The sequence below is a fragment of the Microbulbifer sp. MLAF003 genome (genome assembly GCF_030012965.1).
GTDB classification, from domain to species: Bacteria; Pseudomonadota; Gammaproteobacteria; order Pseudomonadales; family Cellvibrionaceae; genus Microbulbifer; species Microbulbifer variabilis.
The window spans coordinates 788,254-813,056 of sequence record NZ_CP120232.1 but is presented as its reverse complement, the minus strand read 5'-3'; the positions used below and the strand labels follow the sequence as shown (position 1 = coordinate 813,056).

Here is a 24,803-nt window from a genome sequence, read left to right as displayed (position 1 = left end):
CGTCATGCAGGCATTAGGTTGTTATATAGAGATCATCTTCTCTGGGCCAAACCGGCCCTTCTTTACCAAGGTCCCGAATGTTGTACCTGGGAGACACTTGAATTTTCAACCTGGCATTAGAGCAGTACCGCCATCTTAATGAAATTTATCTAGCGACAGGGAACGATCAGTCGCTGGTAGCAGTATTCAGTCACGGATCAATAGTGTTTTAAATTCCCCTGCGGGATAAAACCGTATTGCCGTAATTACCCTTACCTGAAAAGGTACGGAAGTAATTCAGCGTAAATTTCGCTGGTTTATATAGCGTCGGAAGAAAAGGAGTATCTCATGAAGACGTTAACCCCTATCGCAGCAGTGGTCGCCATTGCCATAAGCAGTGGCGCACTTGCAGCAAGTAACACCACAATCCAGAATCAGGGAGGCGTTGGCAATATCGCGACTTCCACTCAAGTCGGCCCAGGTGTTGACAATAACCTGGTAATTCAGACTCAAGCTGGCACTGTCAATACATCAACTGCTCTACAAACTCTTGGCAGTGACCTCAATACTATCAACCATCTCCAAACTGGCGCCCTGAACACTGCTACATCCACTCAATCTGGCGGACTCCTGAACACCGCTTCTATTACCCAGGTTGGTAGCGGTAACAGTGGTATAACCACACAAGCCGCCTCGTCATTTGCATCTACAGCACTTATTAACCAGGTCGGTGATTTTAACACTGGCGTGGTTACTCAAACTGCCAGTTCACTGGATCTTGCTTCAATTAATCAAGCTGGCGACTTTAATGTTGCGACTGTTACCCAGACACTCAGCAGCTTAAATACTGCCATTGCCAATCAAGTGGGTGATGTTAACATCGCCACACACATTCAAACAGGTGCACTCCACACATCAACATCCACACAAGTGGGCACCCTCAATGTTGCTACCGTTTTCCAGGCTGGCTTGGGCAGTGATTCTTTCACACTACAGACTGGTTTCGGCAACGTATCCCTTCATGCCCAAACTGGCTTTTTTAACGATGCATTCACCAATCAGCTAGGCACTATCAACATTTCCACCATCACCCAAGCCGGGTTTGGGCACGATGCAATTGTCAATCAGGTTGGCACCGCCAACTTGCATACCATCACTCAATTTGGACTTAACGAAACCGCTGTTGCCACTCAGGTCGGTACTGGTAACGTCGGCATAATAGTGCAGTAGGAATACCGACCAAACCTTTTGAAAATGGATGTCAAATCACTCGTACTAGGAAGTTAGAGGTTTTACCATGAAGAAGTTAGCCCCAATCGCCGCAGCAATTGCCCTCACCGCAACTGCCGGTGCTTTCGCAGCGAACAACACAGCTGTTCAAAGCCAGTTTGGAGTTGGAAACCTGGCCACTGCAACTCAGGTTGGCCCAGGGGTAGATAACAATACCATTACCCAGACCCAGGTTGGCCTGCTTAATCTATCCACTGCATTACAATCTGCGGGAAATAGTTTGAGCACCATCAATCATACCCAGGCTGGTGCCTTTAATGCGGCCACCTCCTTCCAAATTGGTTCCACACTAACTACTGCAAATATTACCCAAGTAGGTGCTGCAAACGTTGGTACAACCACACAGACGGCCCCTTCCATCGGCAGTGTGGCAAATATCAACCAAAATGGATTTGTAAACTTTGCCAGCACTTTGCAAACTATCAGCTTCTTTGATGTTGCCACCGTAACTCAAAACGGTCTGCTCAACCTGGCTCTGGTAGTACAACCACTGGGTGCCTTCAATACTGCTGCAGTTACTCAAACCGGTGTCCTGAACAGCGCATTCCATTCCCAGGTTGGTGCCTTTAACACCACTACCTCAAACCAGCTCGGCGCATTAAACAGCGCTACAGCTATCCAAACCGGTTTCTTCAATGATTCTGGCATCCTGCAAGCTGGTGCCCTGAATTTTGCTCTACATACTCAATTGGGCGCATTCAATGACGCACAGTCAAACCAAGTGGGCCTCTTGAATATTGCCACCAAAACTCAGATAGGTTTGGGCCATGATGCAGTAACAACTCAAGTGGGACTGCTCAATAGCCACTTCACCACTCAGATCGGATTTAACGAAACTGCATTCGCCACCCAGGTTGGCATTGGTAATGTCGGTGTAATTACACAGTAGTTCCTTAGAGAGAGAGAGCTTGTGGCGGTCATTAAATGACCGCCTTTTTTTAAACCCTGATTTCTCTTTGCTTTTATAACCTCGAGGTACGATTACTTTTTTCTCAACGAAATTTGCGAAGCTAAAAGCTCCTGGAAATAGTAGAGGAGGCTGAAAAACCTTAATATCTAATCCCATGGTGTCACAGATTTATTTACTGTATGGCATAAGTATCGTTAACTTATAAAAAAGCCCACTTTATTCCCAGGTTTTCAAGACTTCTGTCCTATAGCCGTAGAACCGCTCCTCATCAAAACTCTACTCAGCATCAAGATGCTGTTCATGAGGTATCGCAAGGTTGATTTCCTGAATGTCAAAAATTGAAGTTCTGTCTTCAAATATTGATTGCAAAACTGCCACCTGGAAATACCCAGAATTTTTTTACAGTGTGAAAGTACTTTGCAGTACCGGATGATGCTGTTTTATCAATTTTCCCGCATTAAAAAGCTTCTCAAGCTGATCAAGATATCTCTCTAGGAGTACCGATGAACAAGTACACACCCTTAGCGGCAAGTATTTTTCTTGCAATCGCCAGTACCGGAGCCGTCGCTGCAAACAACACTGCCGTACTTTTCCAGAATGGGGCAGGAAACTCAGCTACTGCCGATCAAAGTGATCCAACCGTTAACAATAACTTTATTTTCCAGACCCAAGTGGGAAATAACAATACAGTTTATGCAGAGCAAACAAACGGCAATGGCTTAGGGGTGATTACACAAACCCAAACCGGGGATAATAATAACGCCGAATCTTACCAGGAAGGTAATACACTGGGCACCACGGCCACCATTACCCAGATTCTGAATAATCACAATGCGGTAACCGATCAGGATTTCAATACTGGCGGTGCCGCGGTTATTATCCAGTCTGGAGATATGCAGACAGCCCAGATTGATCAAGTTTCTAACGCACTAACTGTTGGCGTAGCAACACAGAGTGGCTTTAATAATAATGCTTTTGTATTCCAAATCATGAACCTGGCTGACGTGGCTACTGTTGTGCAAGATGGCACCACAAACCAAGCCAATGTTTTCCAGGTAATGGGTACCGGAGATGCGGCTACTGTCGCCCAATTTGGAGTAACCAATATTGCCACAGTTGCTCAAACATCGGGCACCGGTAACGTGGTCACTGCTACCCAGATTGGCACAATTAACGTTGCCAATATCACACAAACTGGTGGCTTTGCGAATACTGCCACTCTCACACAAAATGGCACCAACAGTGGCACTCTATTACAGAGTAACAGTAGCTTAAGCTCTATTACTGCAATCCAATCTGGCACATCCAATGGTGTAGTACACAACCAGGTATTAGCAACAAACGCTACATCACTATCAACCCAGGTTGGCACCTTCAACCAGTTTAATATCACTCAACAGGGAGGTGACAACTACAGTGAGCTTTGGCAAGTTGGTGATAACCAAGTTGCTATACACAGTCAAACTGGTGACGATAACTGGGCACTAACCGAGCAATTTAGTAGCTTTAACTTTGCAACAGTCATTCAGCCTGGCAGCTCAAACGACTCCTTCATTTTGCAAGGTGTAGGAACAGGAAATGTCACAAATGTATCGCAGATTGGTAGCTTCAATAGCTCTATTGCAACTCAGGTCGGCAATGCAAATATGATCTCTGTTACCCAGCTAAGTGATGGTAATGTTTCCATAGAAAACCAAATTGGGGATGGCAATATGGCCGTTGTTGTTCAGTAGTTCAAACTTGGGAAGGCCGACCTGACAACAGGTTAGCTTTCCCAGCACTTCAATTCCGATCTCTGGAAACACTAGACACTTGAATCTTTACTACCCCTCCACGCCACAAAATTAGATTCTTTTATGTATTACGGTTTCATAGCTGCATCTTCCAAGTAATATTGAAATCCAGCATCTCTGGATATGTAGATGCACAACCAAAGGTAAATACCATACCAACAACTACCATCAACTGGTTTAAGTATAAGAAAAAAGCATCAGCTGGCACTATTAAAATCCAATACATCACCCAAGCAAACTAAACGACAATACGATAATTCGCATTTAATTAGGTGCCAAGAAAAATAGATTTAGAAATACACATCAATTGAAAAGACATATCTGCCAAGGCATTTTTTTTACGCTCACTTCAGCTAAAGTTTCCTGTAAGGAAATTTTGTAGGCCCTGGCGATGGCTTCACTTGGAAGAGGCCATCCTCGTGTAAATGGATATGAATGGACTCGAGTACACGGTAATACGCAGGAGTACACAGTGAGGAAGGTTACCGTTCTGCCCCTGGCAATTTTGTTGTCAGCCAGTGGTATCGTAAGCGCTTCAGATAACACCTCAACAATTGAACAGAGTGGCAATAACAATTCCGCCACGGCCGACCAGACGGACATAGGCGCTATCGACAACCATATTGAAGTTAATCAAAGTGGCAACCATCATAGCACTGAAGCCATACAGACCAATGAGGCTGACAGCACCATTTACCAAATTCAGGAAGGTACCCTGAATGACATGTACAGCCTGCAGATGGGTGGCATCGGAAACAATGTACTGATCTATCAATCAGGAATGGACAATCGAGCCAGTACTTACCAGATTTCGGCACAAAATAATGAGGCTATGATTCGCCAGAATGGAATGGGCAATGAGGCGGAAATCCACCAGCACCTTGGTAGTGATAATGTTTCAGTTATTGAGCAAATTGGCGATATTCATGGCGCTCTGATTGGCCAATATGCAAGCTTTAACTCCGAGGCTTATATACTGCAGGAAGGTTCCTATCACGAAGCCTTAATCAGCCAGGAAGGCAGTGGTCACTACGCCAATATTCATCAAGCGGGTATGTCCCACACTGCTGAAATTGAACAGGCTGATATGTATAACGAAGCTGATATAGTTCAAAATGGTGAAAGCAACCTGACTACGATCGTCCAGGTTTCCTGGTACAACAGCGCTTATGTTAATCAGGATGGATTTATGAACCATGCCACTATTATGCAGTCAGGTGGTGGCGGACTTGGTGGCGGACATATGGTGATAGTGAACCAGTCCGGTGGATTGAATAACGCAACGGTGATCCAGTCTGGGTTTTCTGAGTCAGCAAATATTACCCAGGTGGGCACAGGTAATACCGCCATAGTGCATCAGTAACCCAGATATTTCATGCTGAGGAGATTAATTAGCTCCTCGGCCATTCTTATTTTTAGAGTTAATTTCCGGGCAATAATTTAATTTCCCTTACCATTTAACTCCCAACTGATTTTTTGGGCAGCTACCCCCATACAGCCACATTTATTTTCCATTATCCCAGATTTACTAAACAATAGAATATCTGCAAACGTCATCGAAATTGGATATAAATAATCACAAGCAGGTCACATAGTAAAAGTTTTTTTAGCCGAAAACTAAATCATTCTTGCCATTCACTCAGTAAACCTTTATTTTTCGATAGCTATCTGTCGCACTTTGACTCCATTACGCCTCCCCTTATCTGCGCAGATTTTAGGTAGCCATATTGAATCACCTGACAGCGTCGCCAAAATCACTATTTTTCCTCTCTCTATTTCTACAAATAAAACTTTATTCCTAGAGAATTAGAACTTCTCTCCTATAGCCACATCTCACTGCAGCTACAAGACTGAAGAGGACGGAACGAACATTTGGACTCCTAAGCAGTATCAAGGATGCCAATTATCATGTATTTGTTTTCCCCTCACCTCGATTTTCCATCGATACGCTATTTCATGCGGCCACCTCCTATTGCTGGCCGTATTCCCGATTTACAGTTGCGCTGACTCTGCCGGGCTAGTGCTTTCGCTGTAAAAACCTCGGCACAGGATGACGTGCCATCCCTATCAGCACTTGAACGCTGACCCCAATCGTGATGCTCATTTTTATGTAGTAATGGAGACACTCATGAAATCTTTGACCCCTATCGCTGCCGCAATTACTCTCGCTATCAGCGGTACCGCTTTTGCGGCAGATAATGTTACCGAGCAACTGCAATATGGAAACGGTAACACGGTAAATTCTTTTCAGGTTGGCGCTGGAAGCCATGACAATTACGTAAAACAAGTACAATATGGTGATCACAATGCCGCTGTCGCTTCACAAGGCGAAGAGCATGACAGCGAAGCCATACAATACCAATATGGTGACGGTAACTTCTCCAACATAACCCAAATTTTTGGGCACGATAACCATGCCACTTCCAAGCAGGTAGGGGACCACAATACTTCAGTAACCCTGCAGGTTAACGAGCACCATAGTAAGTCTTACCATTACCAGGAAGGTAACGGTAACGACGCTAAAACGCTTCAAACTTTTGGTGGGTACAATGTTGCCAAAATTAAGCAGAGTGGCGACTATGGCAAGGCATCCATAACCCAGCTGGGTAGCTACAATGGCGAGGTAATTATCAAACAAAAAGGCGACCATGCTGACACCGATGTTATACAAACCGGCGAAGGGAACTACGTCCATATCTATCAGGGTCATGGTGGTATGAACGATGCCGACGTTCACCAGAGCGGTAATCACAACGATGCTCATGTTAAGCAAAAAGGCTGGATGAACGACGCACATATCAACCAGCCGGGTGATTATAACTACGCAAGCATCAAGCAGCGTGGCTATAAAAATGATGCCGAAATTGATCAACATGGCGACCATAATGATGCCAAAACTCGTCAAAAAGGCTGGAGGAATGACGCGGACGTCGATCAATACGCTGATAAAAGCTATGCAAATATAGAGCAGTACGGATATAAAAATGATGCCGATATTCGCCAAGCTTATGGGGAGCATAACGATGCCTCCATTGATCAGAAAGGCTTCTACAACGAGGCGGATATCTCCCAGGCCGGTTACTATAACTACGCCAATGCCAAGCAGATTGGATATGGCAACGACGTCTATCTAGGCCAGATCGGTAGTAAGCATAAGGCGTTAGCAGTCCAGGTCGGTGGATACAATGAAAGCTTGGTCGGCCAGTTTGGCCACTGTGAAACTGCACTGGTTCTTCAGGTAGGCCATGCAAACAAGAGCGTTGTTTTACAATAGAAAACTATCAGAAAGAAAAAGGGCGGCCTATGGCCGCCCTTTTTTGTGGTGAGGGACCTTATTACAGGTGCTCTACCGTATCAATCTCATACTCCACTGCGCCAGAGGGAGTATGCACCACAACCACGTCTCCCACTTCCTTGCCAATCAGGGCACGGGCAATCGGTGAATTTACTGAGATTTTGTGTTTCTTCACATCAGCTTCATCGTCACCAACAATCTTGTAGGTTACTTCCTGATCATTATCCAGGTGAATAATCGTTACTGTAGTACCGAAAATTACCTTGTCGCTGGGCTCAATCGACTTTACATCGATCACTTGTGCATGGGACAGCTTGGCTTCAATTTCCTGGATACGCCCTTCAACAAAGCCCTGCTTCTCCCTCGCCGCGTGGTACTCGGCATTTTCCTTCAAATCACCGTGTTCTCGCGCCTCGGCAATAGCCTGTACAACAGCGGGGCGTTCGACTTTTTTCAGATTATCCAATTCTGAACGCAGCGCATCTGCGCCTTCAACGGTCATTGGTACCCGGTTCAATGTGGGACCTCCATTATAGTTACTACGAAACCGGGCCCTGTGTTACCACAAGGCCCGGTCGGAACTTACGAATTGTTGTGAATGCTTAGGACAGCTTTACCACACGCTGGTGCAAATCCTGCAGGCGGCGAACCTGCAACGGCTGCTCCTGGCGCATGGCCATCGCCATGGCCTGAGCGGCCGCCAGGGTGGTGGTGTAACACACCTGATGGTTCTCGGCACTGCGACGGATATCCGCAGAGTCGCGAATCGCCTGGCGACCTTCGGTGGTGTTTACCACCAGTGCAATCTCGTCGTTTTTAATCATATCGACGATATGCGGGCGACCTTCACTCATCTTGTTGACGGTTGTAACGGGAATATCGTTTTCTTGCAAGACCTTGGCGGTGCCACGGCTGGCAATCACCTCGAAGCCCAGCTCCACCAGATCGCGGGCAACGCCCACTGCATCGGCCTTGTCGAAGTCACGCACAGAGATAAATACGCGGCCGGACTCCGGTAGGCGATCGCCAGCGGCAACCAGGCCCTTGTCGAAGGCTTCCGCGAAGGTGGCGCCTACGCCCATCACTTCGCCGGTAGACTTCATCTCTGGGCCAAGAATCGGGTCCACTTTGGGGAACTTATTGAAGGGGAATACAGACTCTTTGACGGAGTAGTAGTCCGGAACGATCTCTTCAGTAAAGCCCTGCTCTTTCAGGCTGATACCCGCCTGACAGCGCGCGGCCACTTTCGCCAGTGAAGTGCCGATGCACTTGGAAACGAAAGGCACAGTTCGGGAAGCGCGCGGGTTCACCTCGATCACGTAGATCTCGCCGTCCTGGTAGGCCAGCTGGGTGTTCATCAGGCCAACTACGCCCAGTTCGCGAGCCATGGCTTTCACTTCCTCGCGCATACGGTCCTGCACATCCGGCGGCAGGCTGTAAGGTGGCAGGGAGCAGGCGGAGTCACCGGAGTGAACGCCACACTGTTCGATGTGCTGCATGATGGCGCCGATTACAACATCCTGGCCATCGGATACCGCATCGATATCCACCTCAATGGCGGCGTTGAGGAAGTGGTCCAGCAGTACCGGCGCTTCGTCGGAAACCTGTACCGCTTCTTTCATGTAAGTGAGCAGCTCGTCTTCTTTGTAGACGATCTCCATGGCGCGGCCGCCCAGTACGTAAGACGGGCGCACAACCAGCGGGTAGCCCACGTCTTTCGCGGCCTGGATGGCTTCGGAGACAGAGCGCACGATAGCGTTCTTTGGCTGTTTGAGGCCGAGACGCATAATCATCTGCTGGAAACGCTCGCGGTCTTCGGCGCGATCGATCTGCTCTGGAGTGGTACCAATAATCGGCACACCTTCGTTGGCCAGGTAGCGCGCCAGGTTCAGCGGAGTCTGACCGCCGAACTGTACGATTACGCCTTCCGGCTTTTCTTTGGCAACGATTTCCAGCACGTCTTCCAGGGTTACCGGCTCGAAGTAGAGGCGGTCGGAAGTGTCGTAGTCAGTGGAAACGGTCTCCGGGTTACAGTTGACCATGATGGTCTCGTAACCGTCTTCGCGCATCGCCAGAGCGGCGTGTACACAGCAGTAGTCGAACTCGATACCCTGACCAATACGGTTGGGGCCACCGCCGAGTACCATAATTTTCTTCTTGTCGGACGGCTCTGCTTCGCACTCCTCATCGTAGGTGGAATACATATAAGCAGTGGAAGTACTGAACTCAGCTGCACAGGTGTCCACACGCTTGTAAGACGGGAATACGCCCAGCTTGTGGCGGAATTCGCGCACACTCTTTTGGCTCACCCCCAGTAAGTCGGCGAGGCGGCGATCGGAGAAACCCTTACGCTTGAGGAAACGCATATGCTCAGCAGTCAACGCTGAGGTAGGCAGTGACTTGAGCGGCTCTTCAATTTTGATCAGCTCTTCGATCTGCACCAGGAACCAGGGATCGATACCGGACAGATCGTAAACTTCGCCGACGCTCATGCCCATGCGGAAGGCGTCGCCCACATACCAGATACGCTCGGCACCGGGTACGGAAAGTTCGCTGCGCAGACGGCTCTCAGCGCCGTCTTTGCCCGGGTCAATCTTGCTTTCCAGACCGAAGCTGCCCACTTCCAGGCCGCGCAGGGCTTTCTGCATGGACTCCTGGAAAGTGCGACCGATCGCCATTACTTCACCCACAGACTTCATCTGGGTGGTCAGGCGCGCATCGGCCTCACCAAATTTCTCAAAAGTGAAGCGCGGAATCTTGGTGACAACGTAGTCGATGGACGGCTCGAAGGACGCCGGGGTAGCACCGCCGGTGATATCATTTTGCAGTTCATCCAGGGTGTAACCCACTGCCAGCTTGGCCGCGACCTTGGCGATCGGGAAGCCGGTGGCCTTGGAGGCCAGTGCGGAGGAGCGGGAAACGCGGGGGTTCATCTCGATCACCACCACGCGGCCAGTCTTCGGGCAGACGCCGAACTGTACGTTGGAGCCGCCGGTCTCAACACCGATCTCGCGCAGTACCGCGATGGAGGCATTGCGCATCAGCTGGTATTCCTTGTCGGTCAGCGTCTGCGCCGGGGCAACAGTGATGGAATCACCGGTATGTACACCCATCGGATCGAAGTTCTCGATGGAACATACGATGATGCAGTTGTCGTTCTTATCGCGAACCACTTCCATCTCGTACTCTTTCCAGCCGAGCAGGGATTCGTCGATCAGCAGTTCATTGGTGGGGGAGAGGTCGAGACCGCGCTTACAGATCTCTTCAAACTCCGGCCAGTTGTAGGCCACACCGCCACCGGAGCCCCCCATGGTGAAGGACGGACGGATAATCACCGGGAAGCCGAACTCTTCCGGTACCTTCTTCGCCTCTTCCATGGAGTGGACGATCTTGGCGCGCGGAGTTTCCAGGCCGATCGCCTTCATCGCCTTGTCGAACAGGTCGCGGTCTTCCGCTTTCTCGATAGCGTCTTTGTCCGCACCGATCAGCTCGACATTGAATTCCTTCAGGACACCGTGCTTGTCCAGGTCCAGTGCGCAGTTCAATGCTGTCTGGCCGCCCATAGTGGGCAGGATGGCGTCGGGGCGTTCCTGCTCGATAATCTTGGCTACGGTGCGCCATTCCACCGGCTCGATGTAGGTGGCATCGGCCATGGCCGGGTCGGTCATGATGGTGGCCGGGTTGGAGTTCACCAGGATCACCCGGTAACCCTCTTCGCGCAGCGCCTTACAGGCCTGGGCACCGGAGTAGTCAAATTCGCACGCCTGGCCGATCACGATGGGGCCTGCGCCGATAATCAGAATGCTTTGGATATCTGTGCGTTTTGGCATCTTTCTTCCGTTCTACTACCGGCTAAGGCCGGCTGCGCTAAATTTCATTCGTGTCTTGTAAGGAGACTCTAAACAACTCCGTGATGCCTCTGGCTTGCAGAGCGGTTCACAATCAAGGCGCGGCTTCGCAGGAATGTCTAGACCTTTCAAGAAGTCGCAACGCGGAGTGTGAATCGCTATGCAAGCCCCGAAGGGCGGGCCTTGAAGGCCACAGCTGCTGCGTTGCAGCTCTTGCAAAGGGCTACGGCCATTCGCGGCGAGCTGCGCCTAACATCTGCAGCCTTCAAGGACCCGCAGAGGTATTACGGTGTTATTCAGAGTCTCCTTATAACCGCCGCAAAAGCGGCGGTTGTTTGCCCTACCCTGGGCTGGCTACGCCCTTAGGCGCGCTCTTTCATCAAATCGATAAAGTGGTCGAACAACGGTGCCACATCGTGAGGGCCCGGGCTCGCTTCCGGGTGGCCCTGGAAGCTGAAGGCCGGCTTGTCCTTCAGGTGAATACCCTGCAAGGTGCCATCGAACAGGGACTTGTGGGTAACTTCCACATTGTCCGGCAGGCTGTCGGCGTCCACTTCGAAACCGTGGTTCTGTGCAGTGATCATCACCTTGGTGCTGTTCAGGTCCTGTACCGGATGGTTGCCGCCATGGTGACCGAACTTCATCTTGGCCGTTTTACCGCCCACCGCCAGGCCCAGCAGCTGGTGGCCCAGGCAGATACCGTAAGTGGGAATGCCCGCGTCGAGGATTTCGCGGATAGCGGTAATCGCGTATTCACAGGGCTCGGGGTCACCGGGGCCATTGGACAGGAATACACCGCTGGGATTCATCGCTAGCACTTCAGAGGCCGGGGTCTCCGCCGGTACTACGGTGATATCGCAGCCACGATCCACCAGCATGCGCAGGATATTGCGCTTCACACCAAAGTCGTAAGCCACCACTTTGAAGGGCTGTTCCGGCGCGGCCTTGTGGCCTTCGCCCAGCTCCCAGGTGCCTTCATTGAAGGGGTAGGCTTCCTTGGTGCTCACTACCTTGGCCAGGTCCATCCCTTTCAGACCTGCAAATTCCTCGGCCTTGGCCAGGGCTTCTTCGCGGTCGATATTGTCACCGGCAACGATGCAACCGCTCTGTGCACCCTTGTCGCGCAGCAGGCGGGTCAGGCGACGGGTGTCGATATCGGCGATACCAACGATATTGCGCTCGCGCAGGTAGTCTTCCAGGGACTGCTCGTTGCGGAAGCTGCTGGCCAGCAGCGGCAGGTCGCGGATTACCAGGCCGGCAGCCCAGATATCAGCGCACTCTTCGTCTTCCTGGTTGGTGCCAGTGTTGCCGATGTGTGGGTAGGTCAGAGTCACAATCTGGCGGGCGTAGGAGGGATCGGTGAGGATCTCCTGATAACCGGTCATGGATGTGTTGAACACGACCTCGCCAACAGAACTGCCGTGGGCACCGATTGCGCGTCCTTCGAAGACACTACCATCAGCGAGCACCAGCAGCGCGGGAGTTGTACTCTGCATAAAGTTGTGGGGCATGAAGGCCTCCGACGTAGGGACAGCTTTAGTCAAGTTGAACTCCAATCTTCAGAACTGCTTCCGGGCGGGGTTTGTGGGCTTTGGAGCACGCGGCTCCTGACTGGCACGCGCATAAAAAAGCGAGATGAAACATCGCAGCTTCATCTCGCTTTAAAAATCTTTTCACGCGCGGCTCTCACAAATTGGCCGATGCTTGCCACCGGCTTTTTAGTGGGCTCGCGCTGCGCGATCAAGCTTCGCGGCACCGGCCCAAATTCGGGCGCAGATTCTACGCGAATTTACCTCTGGACGCTAGTGCAAAAATACGCCAAGCCTGGCGGGGCGCTCTTCTTTACTCTGGTTTCTGCCCCAGGCGGAACAAGCTGTTTCCCATTTTCAGCTCAGCCTTTTCCAGCATGGTCTTGTTCATGCGCAGGGCTACTTCACCACCGCTATCGGCAAACTCAATCATACCGCCAGTTGCAGCAAAGCGCTGGGCATCACTGATAGTGAGAACCGGGAAGTACTCTACAGCCACCAGGGCCTTGAGTAAGCTGGCACGCTCCATGGCACCGAGTACTACGATCTGGCACTTGCGCGCCTGCAGCATCTCTTTCAGGTCAATCTTTTCCAGCTCCACCCGACGACCGTCGATACGCTGGTTCTTAAAACGCTCCGCCAGGGGTTCACCTAGAGAATCGCCTCCCATCAGGCATACCCTGAAAGGCGCGCGCTGATTGGCAAAAGCGTTGACCGGCCACTGCAGGTTGTAAGCGAAGTGCAGAATGTAATCCACCATCACCCTTCTCCCCAAAGGGGTATCGGAAAGGTTCACTGCCGCCTGCACTACTGGCGCAGCAAGTAAGATTAGAAGTAGAGAAAGACAGGAGAGGGTGCGACAGCTGGGAATTTTCACGATCGTTAAAGCCCTGGGGTTGCGCCATCCGGGGCCATACAATTATCGCCCCAAAACGGTTTTAATCGGCGGAGGCCCACGGTTTGGGACCTACACCGGGGCTCTGGTTGCGCGCCTGCAAAAAGCCCGGCCACCCCTGAAGGTTAGTCTACCGGGCCTGCCAGTGTCGGCGCCATTCCCGCTCCAGCGACAACTACACCACCTGCGGACTGCCTCCACTGCCATCGCCTGTTACCGCCGGGCGCCATTTGAGCGCCTTCTCAATAGACATAATCATGGCGCCAGCCACATCCTTACGCGTGGCACTCTCAATCCCTTCAAGACCAGGAGAGGAGTTCACTTCCAGCAACAACGGCCCCTTACTCGAGCGAATAATATCCACCCCAGCCACCTTGAGCCCCAATACTTTGGCAGCCTTAATCGCCAGGCGCTTCTCCTCCTGGGTGACTTTCACTACCGAAGCAGTCCCACCCTGATGAATATTGGCACGAAACTCCCCAGGTGCCGCCTCCCGCTGAATTGAAGCCACCACGCGACCATCAATGACAAATAAGCGCAGATCCTTACCTTGCGCTTCGCGGATAAACTCCTGCACCAATAAATTCGCCTTCAGGGACTTGAACGCGTTGATCACCGACTCCCCCGCTTTGCGGGTTTCTGCCAGCACCACGCCGCGCCCCTGAGTACCCTCCAGCAGCTTCACAACCAAAGGTGCGCCACCCACCATTTCAATCAGCTCATTGGTATCCACCGGGGAGTTGGCAAAACCGGAGGTAGGAATACTCAGACCGCTCTGCTGTAACAGCTGAAGGGAAAATAGCTTATCCCTAGACTGGCTGATCGCTGCAGAGCCATTCAGGGCAAACACATCCAGGCTTTCAAAATGACGCGTCAGGGCGCAACCATAGAAAGTCTGGCTTGGGCGGATACGCGGAATCACGGCATCCAGGTTATTGAGAATTCGCCCGTCCCGATAGTGCACCTCTGGCTCACTCGGGTCGAGCTTCATGTAGCACTGGCGGATATCGAGAAAGCTCATGCGATGCCCCCGCTCGGCACCGGCTTCCATAATGCGTCGGTTACTGTAGAGATCCGGATTGGATGCCAGTACACCGATACGCAGGCCAGTACCCGCAATATGGTGTTCATCCCGGTAGAATTCATCCAACTGGCTTTGGGGAATCTCACCCAGGCAAAAACTCTCTGAGGGGTCCACCAACATACGCCCCAGCATGGCCTCCCGACCAAGCAACATGCGATACCCCATACTGTCGCGATTAGTCAGGGTCAACTCGATATCCCAGACACTGCCCCCCACAGACATGGATGTGCGAATGACCGGGCGCTTCTCGCTTTCACCTGAGGAGCTCCGCACCAGGCGTTTATCCAGCAGGCGAGCCTCGCAACGCACAGAGGGGCGACGCTGGTGCTGCAATGGATGAGCCTCAAAACTTACCCAGGGTTCACCGTCGCGCTTAAAGGTATGGATGTTGTAAGCGTGCAGACAGGAAGTTTTCGCTCCAGAATCCACTCGCGCCTTAATCGCCGGAATGCCAAGTGCAGGAAATCCGCACCACTCCTCACTGCCGACAATCAGCTTCTTTTCCAATAGCAGTTCCTCAAAAAGGGATTACAGGGTGGCCAATTAGGGAGGGAAACCCAGCGGCCTTTTATAGCTTCGCCCACAAAAATGGCGGGCAAATGAAAATTACAAAATCATCTGGCGGCGCCCCTGCAGGCACCAAAAATATCTGTTCAGGGTGAGATTAGTTCAGCCCCAACACATCGCGCATATCATAGTGTCCAGGTGCGCGCACACTGCCATCACCAGCCAGCCACAAAGCAGCCCGAACCGCGCCACGGGCAAAAGAGAGTCGGCTGCTTGCGCGGTGACTGATCTCAACCCGCTCCCCTTCAGCCAGGAACATCACAGAGTGCTCCCCAACTACGTCGCCACCACGCACGGTGGCGAAGCCGATGGTATCGCGCCCACGGGCGCCAGTCTGGCCCTCGCGCCCATAGATCGCCACTTTTTCCAGGTCGCGGCCCAGGGTCTCGGCGACTACCTCTCCCATACTCAACGCAGTGCCCGAGGGCGCATCCACTTTGTGGCGGTGATGCGCTTCAACAATTTCTATGTCCGCATCTTCCCCCATTACCCGCGCAGCGGTCTCCAACAACTTGAAACACAGATTTACACCGGTGGAAAAGTTACTGGCCAGGCATAGAGGCACCTTCTCCGCATTGGCCAGCACCTGTTTTTTCTGCTCCGCATCAAAACCGGTAGTGCCAATGACAATGGGACGCCCATGGGCAGCACAATAGGCAGAGTTATCCACAGTTGCCTGCGGCGCAGTAAAGTCAATCAACACATCGAAGTCAGCCTTTTCCAGGCTATCCACAACGGCGATACCATTACGCCCGAGCCCTGCGACTTCGCCGGCATCAGCTCCCACCAGGCTGGAACCCGGGCGTACAATTGCGGCGCTTAATTCGGCATTATTCGCAAGCTGTAGCGCCTCTGCCAGCGCCCGCCCCATACGTCCGCCAAATCCTGTAACCGCTATCTTTACTGCCATTCCCACCGCTCCTGTGTGCACCCTTAAGGCCTGGGATTCTACCCTGCACCCTCAGTGGCGCATAGCGAAATAGACCCCCTTTAAATGAAGAAGAGTGCAGACAATAAAAGCTGCTACCAGGCAGCTAACACACCATGGAAATATCAATGGTAATCTTTATTCCCAAGAGAGAGTTTGCTGCCAAAACGCTCTTGACCACCGCTGCTAGTCTTTATGTGATGGGATAAATGGAGCGCCAATATGCGACTTATGATCCGATCTAACCACCTGCCGCATCTACTTGTGGTGGTTATTTCCCTGACCCTGGCTTTTGGCAGCATGCCGGGCTCAGCCCAGCAACAAGGTGCCAATGCGGATTTTTGGGAGAAATACGATGACATAACAGATTGGGTGACGCTGCGTCTGCAGCTCACCCCTGAACAGGAAAAAGTCGTCTTGCCCATCCTGCAGGAGAGTTTTGCGGAAAAAAAGGCAGTATTGGAAGCCTATAGCTTGTTGAGCGACAAAAAAATTGATTTAACCCCCAAACAACGTGGAGAGATCGGCGCACAAATGGCTGCCATCAGCGCTCAAACGCTGAAGGAATTAAAGGGAAAATTAAATCAGAAACAACTAAAGGAGGCGGGCAGAATTCAGCACGAATTCCTGCGTGAATTTGCTAACAGGTTACGGGTCCGGGCAGCCCAGGAGCGCTGACCCAGTAAAGATATTACTGGGTCATTCCAGTGCTCACTCAGCCAGCTCTAGCAACTGAGGGAGCCAAGTGGAAGATTAAAGCTTCATATCCCCAAAGAAGTTCTTCACACCTTCAAACCAACCGGTCTGACGAGGTGCATTTTTCTTTTCGCTCAGGGTATTGGCAAATTCCTGCAGCAATTCTTTCTGTTTGCCGGATAGGTTAACTGGAGTTTCCACTACAACCCGACACAGCAAATCACCGGTAGCGCCGCCGCGTACTGGAGTAACGCCTTTGCCACGCAGGCGGAACAGTTTGCCTGTCTGGCTCTCTGCCGGGATCTTCAGCTTCACCTTACCATCCAGGGTTGGTACCTCCAGCTCACCGCCCAATGCAGCGGCGGCAAAACTGATCGGCACTTCGCAGTAGAGGTTCTTGCCATCACGCTGGAACAGTTCGTGCTCTTTTACCACCACTTGTACATAGAGATCACCGGAGGGACCACCATCGGGGCCTGCTTCACCCTCTCCGGACAGGCGGATACGATCACCGGTATCCACACCGGGGGGAACCTTCACAGATAGGGTTTTGGTTTCTTCTACGCGGCCACGACCGTGGCAGCTGCCACAGGGATCGGAAATGATAGTGCCACGACCGCGACAATTGGGGCAGGTTTGCTGTACAGAGAAGAAACCCTGCTGCATCCGCACCTGGCCAGCACCACCACAGGTGCCACAGGTTTGCGGCGAAGAGCCAGGCTTGGCACCAGAGCCGTGGCAGGTATCACAGGAAGCCAGGGTCGGCACCCGAATCTTGACTGTGGTGCCGCGCACCGCGTCCTCGAGGTCCAGCTCAAGATCGTAGCGCAAGTCGGAACCCCGCGCCGGGCCACCGCGACGGCCACCGCCACCACCACCGAAAATATCGCCGAACACGTCGCCGAAGATATCGGAGAAGCCACCGAAACCGCCGGCACCACCACCACCCATCTGGCCCTCTACACCAGCGTGGCCAAATTGGTCATAGGCAGCGCGCTTCTCTGAGTCCGACAGGATCTCGTAAGCTTCATTAGCTTCCTTGAATTTGTTTTCCGATTCCTTGTCATCAGGATTGCGGTCCGGGTGGAACTTCATCGCCACCCGGCGGTAAGCTTTCTTCAGCTCTGCATCTGAAGCGCCGCGCTCGACGCCCAGGACTTCGTAATAATCGCGTTTCGACATAAAACTATGTTCTCTGGTCCGGCATCAAGAACGGCCAAACTCTTTCTACTTCTCTGTCCCTAACCAAGCTCCGCGTTGCGGAGCACTGCCAAAATAAGAAACATCACTTTTGGCAGCTATCTGAAACAACACAGGGCGCGGGGCCTATTAAGAAGGCGCCGCGCCCCTGAAGTTTTCCGGCAGCCACTGTATAAGCTGGTACCGGAAATGCAAGCGAACGCTTACTTACCTTCTTTTTTGTCGTCCTTTACTTCTTCGAACTCGGCGTCAACAGCATCGTCGCCAGCGGAAGATTGCTGCTGCTCACCCTGCTGAGCGTCTGCACCAGCGGCACCTTCAGCGCCCGCGGCCTGGGCCTGCTCGGCGTACATCTTCTGTGCAACCGGACCAGAAGCTTCGGTCAGCTTGGTGGTGGCAGCTTCCATAGCAGCCTTGTCATTGCCTTTCACCGCCTCTTCCGCTTCAGTGATAGCTGCTTCGATTGCAGACTTCTCTTCAGCGGTGGCTTTGTCACCGGCTTCTTCCAGGGTCTTCTTGGTAGCAGAGATCAGACCATCGAGGGTATTGCGGGTTTGCACCAGCTCCTCAAACTGCTTGTCCGCTTCGGCATTCGCCTCAGCGTCCTGAACCATCTTATCGATCTCGTCCTCGGAGAGACCGGAGGAAGCCTTGATCACGATGGACTGCTCTTTACCAGTCGCCTTGTCTTTCGCGTGTACGTGCAGGATACCGTTGGCATCGATATCGAAGGTCACTTCGATCTGGGGTACACCGCGGGGGGACGGCGGAATATCAGCCAGGTCAAAACGACCCAGGGATTTGTTCTGGGAAGCCTGCTTGCGCTCACCCTGTACCACGTGAATGGTTACCGCAGTCTGGTTGTCTTCCGCAGTGGAGAAAACCTGGGACTTCTTGGTGGGGATAGTGGTGTTTTTGTCGATCAGCGGAGTTGCAACGCCACCCATGGTTTCGATACCCAGGGTCAGTGGAGTTACGTCCAGCAGCAGTACGTCCTTTACGTCTCCAGACAGTACGGCGCCCTGGATGGCAGCACCCATAGCAACAGCTTCGTCAGGGTTAACGTCTTTACGCGGCTCTTTGCCGAAGAAATCGGTGACTTTCTGCTGTACCAGCGGCATGCGGGTCTGGCCACCAACCAGGATCACTTCGTCTACGCCTGAAGCGGACAGGTCCGCATCTTGCAGAGCGATTTTTACCGGCTCCAGGGAACGGGCTACCAGGTCTTCTACCAGGCTTTCCAGCTTGGCGCGAGTCAGCTTAACCACCAGGTGCTTGGGACCGGTGGCATCTGCAGTGATGTACGGCAGGTTCACTTCGGTCTGCTGGCTGGAGGACAGCTCAATCTTGGCTTTTTCCGCAGCTTCTTTCAGGCGTTGCATGGCCAGGGGGTCGCCTTTCAGGTCGATACCCTGGTCTTTCTTGAACTCTTCCGCGAGGTAGTCGATCAGGCGCAGGTCAAAGTCTTCACCGCCGAGGAAGGTGTCACCGTTGGTGGACAGTACTTCGAACTGCTTCTCACCGTCGACGTCTGCAATTTCGATAATGGAGATATCGAAGGTACCACCACCCAGGTCGTATACCGCTACAGTGCGATCGCCACCCTGCTTGTCCAAGCCATAGGCCAGGGCTGCCGCAGTCGGCTCGTTAATGATGCGCTTAACGTCCAGGCCCGCGATACGGCCGGCATCTTTGGTTGCCTGGCGCTGGGAGTCATTAAAGTAAGCAGGTACGGTAATTACCGCAGCTTCTACTTTCTCGCCGAGGAAATCTTCCGCGGTTTTTTTCATTTTCTTCAGGACTTCGGCAGAAATCTGCGGCGGAGCTTTTTTATCGCCTTTCACTTCTACCCAAGCGTCGCCATTGTCAGCTTCGGTGATGGTATAGGGGACCATCTTGATATCTTTCTGTACAACGTCGTCTTTAAACTTGCGGCCGATCAGACGCTTAACCGCAAACAGAGTATTCTGGGGATTGGTCACCGCCTGACGCTTGGCGGACTGGCCCACCAGAATTTCGTTGTCGTCAGTGAAGGCAACAATAGAAGGCGTAGTACGATCACCTTCGGCGTTCTCGATTACACGCGCCTTGTCACCATCCAGTACCGCTACACAGCTGTTAGTGGTACCCAGGTCGATGCCGATAATTTTTCCCATCTGTAAAATCCTCATTTGATGCGCGCCGCCAGCTCTGTTCTGTATGCAACGCGCGAATAATTCCTGATGTCAGCTATATTGGTGCCGGCCAGCGAAATTCAAGGCCGTTCCACTCATTTGCCGTTACGGGGCCTTACTAACCACAACCATGGCCGGGCGAACCAAACGACCGTTGAGGCGATAGCCTTTTTGAAACACCTCTAGAACCGTATTCGGCTCCACCTCCCCGTTGGGTACCTGGGTCATTGCCTGGTGCAACTCCGGGTCAAACGGCTCGCCAGCCGGATCAACTACTTCCACAGAATTTTTCGCCAGGGTATCGACGAAAGACTTGTGGGTAAGCTCAATACCTTCCACCAATGCCTTATTGGATTCATCAGCGTTATCGATGGTAGAAAGTGCCCGTTCCAGGTTGTCCACAACCGGTAACAAATCCTGCAACAATTTCTCTACAGCAAACTTGCGTGCACGATCGATATCCTGCTGGGCGCGGCGGCGGGCATTCTGCTCCTCCGCCTGGGCGCGCAGGGCGATATCCTTCTGCACAACCAGCTGTTCCTGCAGCTTGATAATTTCATCGTGCAGCGCATCGGCACTTTCGGCTTCTTCGTGCAAAGCCTCTTCAGCCTGCTGGCGCTCCGCTGTGGAGGGGTCTTCTATCTCCGCGGAAACCGCCTCGTCTGTAGCTGTTCTGTGCTCGTCCGCCAGCGCTTCCGGCTGCACTCCCTCTGTGATCTGATCTTCTTCGCTGCGCTCTCTGGCCACTGCTTTCTCCGTCGCGTCGACTCTGTCAGTAATGAGTTGGGGCCCGTCCCGCGGGCTCTGGTGGCTATATGGGGCCATCCCCGTACAGTTCAAGTGGTTTTTTGCGCTAGCGCACAGTGACAGGGGAATCTGCGCTTGACGCTATAGCTAACCCAAGGTGAATACTGTATAAATAACCACTAATTGGGCATTCATACCCATCCATATAAAAGGACACAGAAGCGATCTCTATATGTTGCTGCACTTGTCTATCAGCCAATTCACCCTGGTGGACCAACTGGAGTTGGAGTTCGGTCCCGGTACCAGCACCCTCACCGGCGAGACCGGCGCGGGCAAATCCATCACTCTGGACGCATTGGGGCTCGCCCTGGGTGGTCGCGGCAGTGCCGAACTGGTGCGCACTGGGGCCAATCGCGCCGATATTAGTGCCACTTTTGATATCTCCGAGCACCCAGCAGCGGGCCCATGGCTCAAATCCCAGGAGTTGGATGCAGGACAGGAAGTTATCCTGCGCCGCACTATCGGCGCAGATGGACGCTCGCGGGCCTATATCAATGGCCAACCGGTTACCCTGCTGCAATTGCGCGCCCTGGGTGAGCAGCTGATCGACATTCACAGCCAGCACGAACATCAATCTTTACTGAAAAAGGACACTCACCGTCGCCTGCTGGACGAGTTTGCCCAAGTCCAGGAGCTGGCTGCTGAAACCCGCAGCCGCTACAAGACCTGGCAAGACCAATACCGCCGCTACCGCACCCTGGCCAACAGTGTTGAAGAGGCCGAGGCACGGCGCCACCTATTGCAGTACCAGCTCAAAGAGCTTGAGCAACTGGACTTGAGTGAGGGAGAAGTGGAAGCCCTGGAGAGTGAGCAGCGCCAGTTGGCCAATGCCGGTGAAATCCTAAGCGGCAGCTACCAACTGGCCGCCCTTCTGTCCGGCGGCGAAGGCGATATCGCCGAGCAAATTCACCGCGCCCTGCAACTGCTATCGGCCATGCCCGAGCAGGCACCGGCACTGGTGGAAGTGGCGCAAATGCTCGACAGCGCTCGCATTCAGGTGGATGAGGCTGCCGGCACTCTATCTCGGCATATCGACCGCTTTGAAATGGACCCCGAACGCCTGTCAGAAGTGGAGGAACGCCTCAGCGCTATTTACCAGGCAGCGCGCAAACACCGTGTACAACCCAAAGAACTGCCATCCCTGCAGCAACAGCTGCAAGAAGAACTGGACGATATAGGCTCCGCAGACGCCCTGGAGCGACTCGCAGCGGAATGTGAAAAACTGGAGCAGCAATTCCGCAAAACTGCAGGCAAGTTGAGCAAACTGCGGGCAAAGGCTGCCACAGCGCTTGCCCACGCAGTGAATCAACAACTGGGCGATCTGGCCATGCCCCATGCAAAGGTCGAACTGGCCCTGCAAACCCTGGACAAGCCCTGCAGCCATGGGCTCGAGGAGGTGGAAATCCTGATCTCCACCAATCCCGGCCAGCCCCCTCGGGCACTGGGTAAAATTGCCTCCGGCGGTGAACTTTCGCGAGTCAGCCTCGCGATCCAAGTGGTAACAGCACAGACTTCACGCACCCCCACACTGGTCTTCGATGAAGTGGATGTGGGCATCGGCGGTGCCACAGGTGATGTTGTGGGGCGCCTGCTACGCCAGCTGGGTGAGACCCGCAATGGCCGCACAGGCCAGGTAATCTGCGTTACCCACCTGGCACAGGTGGCAGCCAGGGCCCATCGCCAGTACCTGGTGGAAAAACACAGTGACGGTGAGCGGGCCTTTGTGGCTCTGCGCGAACTGCTAAACGGCGAGCGCCGTGAGGAAATCGCACGAATGCTCGGCGGTGCTCCCAGCACCCAATCCCTGGCCCACGCAGAAGAGATGCTCTCCAGGACCCACTAATGCAAGGCTGAGCCAAGCAGGTTCTACTTACCTGTTTGGCTGCCACCCCAGAACAGCCTGACCGCACAGACAGACAGAGGCATCCAAAATCCGGCTGTTGAGCAATGAAATCCCGCAGATCAATAAATAACCGCCATACAATCGGGCAAAATAGCCTGCTTGCGGGTGAGATATGCCGTTTTAGGACAAATTGACCAAATATGACTGGGTATGGCGGCAGAAGTCACCATATACTCAGCCGCTTGTTTAACTTTGTTTGAGTAGTATCGGCCGAGTTTATGCAGAGAACGATTTTTAACACCCCCATTGTCACGCCCCTGCTGCGCCAGGTAGCCAAACTGCTCCTGAAATTGCACGGCTGGCGCGTTAATGGCGACCAGCAGTCACTTAAGCTGAAAAAGTACGTATTGATTGGGGCTCCCCACACCACCAACTGGGACGGCTACTACTTTATTCTCGCCGCGCTCAAACTGAAGATGACCCCGCAGTGGATGGGCAAGGACAAACTGTTCAAGTTTCCCCTCGGCGGACCTATGCGCTGGTTTGGCGGTATCGCCGTAGATCGCAGCAAAGCCAATAACCTGGTGGATGCCACTGTTCGCCAGTTCAAACTGCGCAAAGAACTGGTCATCGCTATCCCACCCGAAGGGACACGCGCCGTAGCCGAGCGCTGGAAGTCTGGCTTTTACCATATTGCGCGCAGCGCCAAGGTGCCACTGGTATTGGGCTTTATCAATTTCTCTAAGAAAGAAGTGGGTATTGGCCCGATTGCCCAATTAGGGGAAAACCTGGAAGCCGAATTGGCCAAGTTGAGGGAGTTTTATGCGGACAAGATCGGCAAATTCCCGGAACTCTACACGCCGCCCTGCCAGCCACAGCAATAAGCAGGCAAGGGAATGGGTGCGGCGAAGGCCGCACCTGAAATAATCTACTTTTCTTTCGCTTTCACATAAAGCACCAGACTGTGGCCTGTTAGCTCATAGCCGTGCTCTTCGGCGATCTGGCGCTGCAGCTCTTCGATTTCCTCATTGTGGAATTCGATTACCTTACCGGTATCGGTACACACCATATGATCGTGGTGATCACCGCGATCCAGCTCAAATACAGAGTGGCCGCCATCAAAATTGTGGCGCACAACCAGGCCAGCGCTCTCAAACTGGGTCAAAACCCGGTAAACAGTAGCCAGGCCGACATCCTCACCCGCTTCCAACAGTAGCTTGTAGACATCTTCTGCACTCAGATGCTGCTCACTGGTGCTCTCCAGCAACTGTAGAATCTTAACCCGCGGCAGAGTGACCTTGAGGCCCGCTTTGCGCAATTCCTGGTTTTCGTTCGACATGAATAAATTTTTCCCGACAGGATTTTATGGATTGTCTTTACTTGTAACAGCCCGCTGCAGAGATCTATACCCGTATAAGACCTCAGAGTTCCGTCTGTCAGCGAACCAACTCTTCGGGTATTATCCCATGCCCTACGGAGTTAGCGGAACCCCGATCACTTCGACAGGGGCAAATCGCGCAAGCGGGGGAACTTTCCTCCTCTCACGGAGCCTATTTCGGTTAACCGTATAAAATTTGTGCGAGAGGTGCCGTGTGAAAGAACATCATAATGGAGCAATGAATGCCGTCTAGCCTGAGATTTATCGCCATCGCCAGTCTATGCGCCTTATTAGGTGCCTGCACACTGGTTAAGTTTCCCGGCGTACACCGCATCGAAATTCAACAGGGTAATATCATCACCCAGGAAATGGTGGACCAACTCAAGCCGGGCATGACCCGCCGCCAAGTGCAGTTTGTTCTGGGCACACCGCTTCTGGAAGACACCTACAACCCCAACCGCTGGGACTACGTCAATCGCATACGCGATAAGAAGGGCCAGTATACCCAGAAGCGCTTTAGCGTTTATTTTGATGAGGACTCACTGGTTTCTACCAGCGGTGACTGGAAGCCGGCGGGCTGGCCCTGA

The 24,803-nt window shown here is 52.7% G+C and carries 20 protein-coding genes and 1 pseudogene; 10 read left to right on the top strand and 11 right to left on the bottom strand.

Features of this window, described 5'->3' with window-relative positions; genetic code table 11:
- The first annotated feature begins 327 nt into the window (after positions 1 to 327).
- The 5 genes from P3339_RS03890 (at position 328) to P3339_RS03870 (ending at position 7,246) form a co-directional block, all read left to right on the top strand.
- Positions 328 to 1,209 carry a hypothetical protein gene (locus tag P3339_RS03890; RefSeq protein ID WP_026305243.1) on the top strand — a complete coding sequence of 294 codons (882 nt, stop codon included), beginning with the start codon at positions 328 to 330 and terminating at the stop codon, positions 1,207 to 1,209.
- Positions 1,210 to 1,276: 67 nt separating this feature from the next.
- The gene (locus P3339_RS03885; RefSeq protein WP_026305242.1) at positions 1,277 to 2,158 is read left to right on the top strand and encodes a hypothetical protein; all 882 of its coding nucleotides are present in this window, start codon (positions 1,277 to 1,279) and stop codon (positions 2,156 to 2,158) included.
- Positions 2,159 to 2,682: 524 nt separating this feature from the next.
- The gene (locus P3339_RS03880; protein ID WP_282952487.1) at positions 2,683 to 3,912 is read left to right on the top strand and encodes a hypothetical protein; all 1,230 of its coding nucleotides are present in this window, start codon (positions 2,683 to 2,685) and stop codon (positions 3,910 to 3,912) included.
- Positions 3,913 to 4,444: 532 nt separating this feature from the next.
- Entirely contained in the window at positions 4,445 to 5,335 is an 891-nt protein-coding gene (locus tag P3339_RS03875) for a hypothetical protein (protein ID WP_282952486.1), read from the top strand.
- Between the two features lie 765 nt (positions 5,336 to 6,100).
- Positions 6,101 to 7,246 carry a hypothetical protein gene (locus tag P3339_RS03870; protein ID WP_282952485.1) on the top strand — a complete coding sequence of 382 codons (1,146 nt, stop codon included), beginning with the start codon at positions 6,101 to 6,103 and terminating at the stop codon, positions 7,244 to 7,246.
- A gap of 61 nt (positions 7,247 to 7,307) precedes the next feature.
- On the opposite strand, the gene greA is transcribed toward P3339_RS03870, so the two are convergent.
- The gene (gene greA, locus P3339_RS03865; protein ID WP_026305241.1) at positions 7,308 to 7,784 is read right to left on the bottom strand and encodes a transcription elongation factor GreA; all 477 of its coding nucleotides are present in this window, start codon (positions 7,782 to 7,784) and stop codon (positions 7,308 to 7,310) included.
- Positions 7,785 to 7,869: 85 nt separating this feature from the next.
- On the bottom strand, positions 7,870 to 11,097 hold the full coding sequence (gene carB / locus P3339_RS03860; RefSeq protein ID WP_282952484.1) for a carbamoyl-phosphate synthase large subunit: 3,228 nt from the start codon (positions 11,095 to 11,097) through the stop codon (positions 7,870 to 7,872).
- Between the two features lie 168 nt (positions 11,098 to 11,265).
- Here carB and P3339_RS03855 point away from each other — a divergent pair, with 168 nt between their 5' ends.
- Positions 11,266 to 11,481, top strand: coding sequence for a hypothetical protein (locus P3339_RS03855; RefSeq protein ID WP_282952483.1), 216 nt, complete (start codon positions 11,266 to 11,268; stop codon positions 11,479 to 11,481).
- Here P3339_RS03855 and carA read toward each other — a convergent pair.
- The 5 genes and pseudogenes from carA to dapB form a co-directional block, all read right to left on the bottom strand.
- Positions 11,478 to 12,626, bottom strand: coding sequence for a glutamine-hydrolyzing carbamoyl-phosphate synthase small subunit (gene carA, locus P3339_RS03850; protein ID WP_020414636.1), 1,149 nt, complete (start codon positions 12,624 to 12,626; stop codon positions 11,478 to 11,480). The genes P3339_RS03855 and carA overlap by 4 nt on opposite strands.
- 331 nt (positions 12,627 to 12,957) lie before the next feature.
- Positions 12,958 to 13,521 carry a YfiR family protein gene (locus P3339_RS03845; protein ID WP_245556715.1) on the bottom strand — a complete coding sequence of 188 codons (564 nt, stop codon included), beginning with the start codon at positions 13,519 to 13,521 and terminating at the stop codon, positions 12,958 to 12,960.
- 193 nt (positions 13,522 to 13,714) lie between these two features.
- Positions 13,715 to 14,644 (bottom strand): 30S ribosomal protein S6--L-glutamate ligase, encoded by a 930-nt coding sequence (gene rimK / locus P3339_RS03840; protein ID WP_245556720.1) that lies wholly within the window; start codon positions 14,642 to 14,644, stop codon positions 13,715 to 13,717.
- 84 nt (positions 14,645 to 14,728) lie between these two features.
- Positions 14,729 to 15,130: pseudogene (locus P3339_RS03835) on the bottom strand (ATP-dependent zinc protease family protein); the annotation flags it as partial.
- 157 nt (positions 15,131 to 15,287) lie between these two features.
- Positions 15,288 to 16,100 carry a 4-hydroxy-tetrahydrodipicolinate reductase gene (gene dapB, locus P3339_RS03830; RefSeq protein ID WP_282952482.1) on the bottom strand — a complete coding sequence of 271 codons (813 nt, stop codon included), beginning with the start codon at positions 16,098 to 16,100 and terminating at the stop codon, positions 15,288 to 15,290.
- Between the two features lie 240 nt (positions 16,101 to 16,340).
- Between dapB and P3339_RS03825 the strand changes: the two genes are divergently transcribed.
- Entirely contained in the window at positions 16,341 to 16,796 is a 456-nt protein-coding gene (locus P3339_RS03825; protein WP_020414632.1) for a hypothetical protein, read from the top strand.
- 75 nt (positions 16,797 to 16,871) lie between these two features.
- Here the strand turns inward: P3339_RS03825 and dnaJ are convergent, their stop codons facing one another.
- The 3 genes from dnaJ to grpE form a co-directional block, all read right to left on the bottom strand.
- Complete coding sequence (dnaJ, locus tag P3339_RS03820) at positions 16,872 to 17,996, bottom strand: molecular chaperone DnaJ (protein WP_020414631.1); 1,125 nt, start codon at positions 17,994 to 17,996, stop codon at positions 16,872 to 16,874.
- A gap of 221 nt (positions 17,997 to 18,217) precedes the next feature.
- Positions 18,218 to 20,170 (bottom strand): molecular chaperone DnaK, encoded by a 1,953-nt coding sequence (dnaK, locus tag P3339_RS03815; protein ID WP_282952481.1) that lies wholly within the window; start codon positions 20,168 to 20,170, stop codon positions 18,218 to 18,220.
- A gap of 123 nt (positions 20,171 to 20,293) precedes the next feature.
- Positions 20,294 to 20,935 carry a nucleotide exchange factor GrpE gene (gene grpE, locus P3339_RS03810; protein ID WP_282952480.1) on the bottom strand — a complete coding sequence of 214 codons (642 nt, stop codon included), beginning with the start codon at positions 20,933 to 20,935 and terminating at the stop codon, positions 20,294 to 20,296.
- Positions 20,936 to 21,167: 232 nt separating this feature from the next.
- On the opposite strand from grpE, the gene recN reads away from it, so the two are divergent.
- Positions 21,168 to 22,838, top strand: coding sequence for a DNA repair protein RecN (recN, locus tag P3339_RS03805; protein WP_282952479.1), 1,671 nt, complete (start codon positions 21,168 to 21,170; stop codon positions 22,836 to 22,838).
- A 278-nt stretch (positions 22,839 to 23,116) separates the two neighbouring features.
- Complete coding sequence (locus tag P3339_RS03800) at positions 23,117 to 23,722, top strand: 1-acyl-sn-glycerol-3-phosphate acyltransferase (protein WP_020414627.1); 606 nt, start codon at positions 23,117 to 23,119, stop codon at positions 23,720 to 23,722.
- A gap of 44 nt (positions 23,723 to 23,766) precedes the next feature.
- Here P3339_RS03800 and fur read toward each other — a convergent pair whose 3' ends face one another.
- A complete protein-coding gene (gene fur, locus P3339_RS03795) occupies positions 23,767 to 24,177 on the bottom strand; it encodes a ferric iron uptake transcriptional regulator (protein WP_020414626.1) in 411 nt (136 codons plus the stop codon).
- Between the two features lie 281 nt (positions 24,178 to 24,458).
- Between fur and P3339_RS03790 the strand changes: the two genes are divergently transcribed.
- The gene (locus P3339_RS03790) at positions 24,459 to 24,803 is read left to right on the top strand and encodes an outer membrane protein assembly factor BamE (protein WP_020414625.1); all 345 of its coding nucleotides are present in this window, start codon (positions 24,459 to 24,461) and stop codon (positions 24,801 to 24,803) included.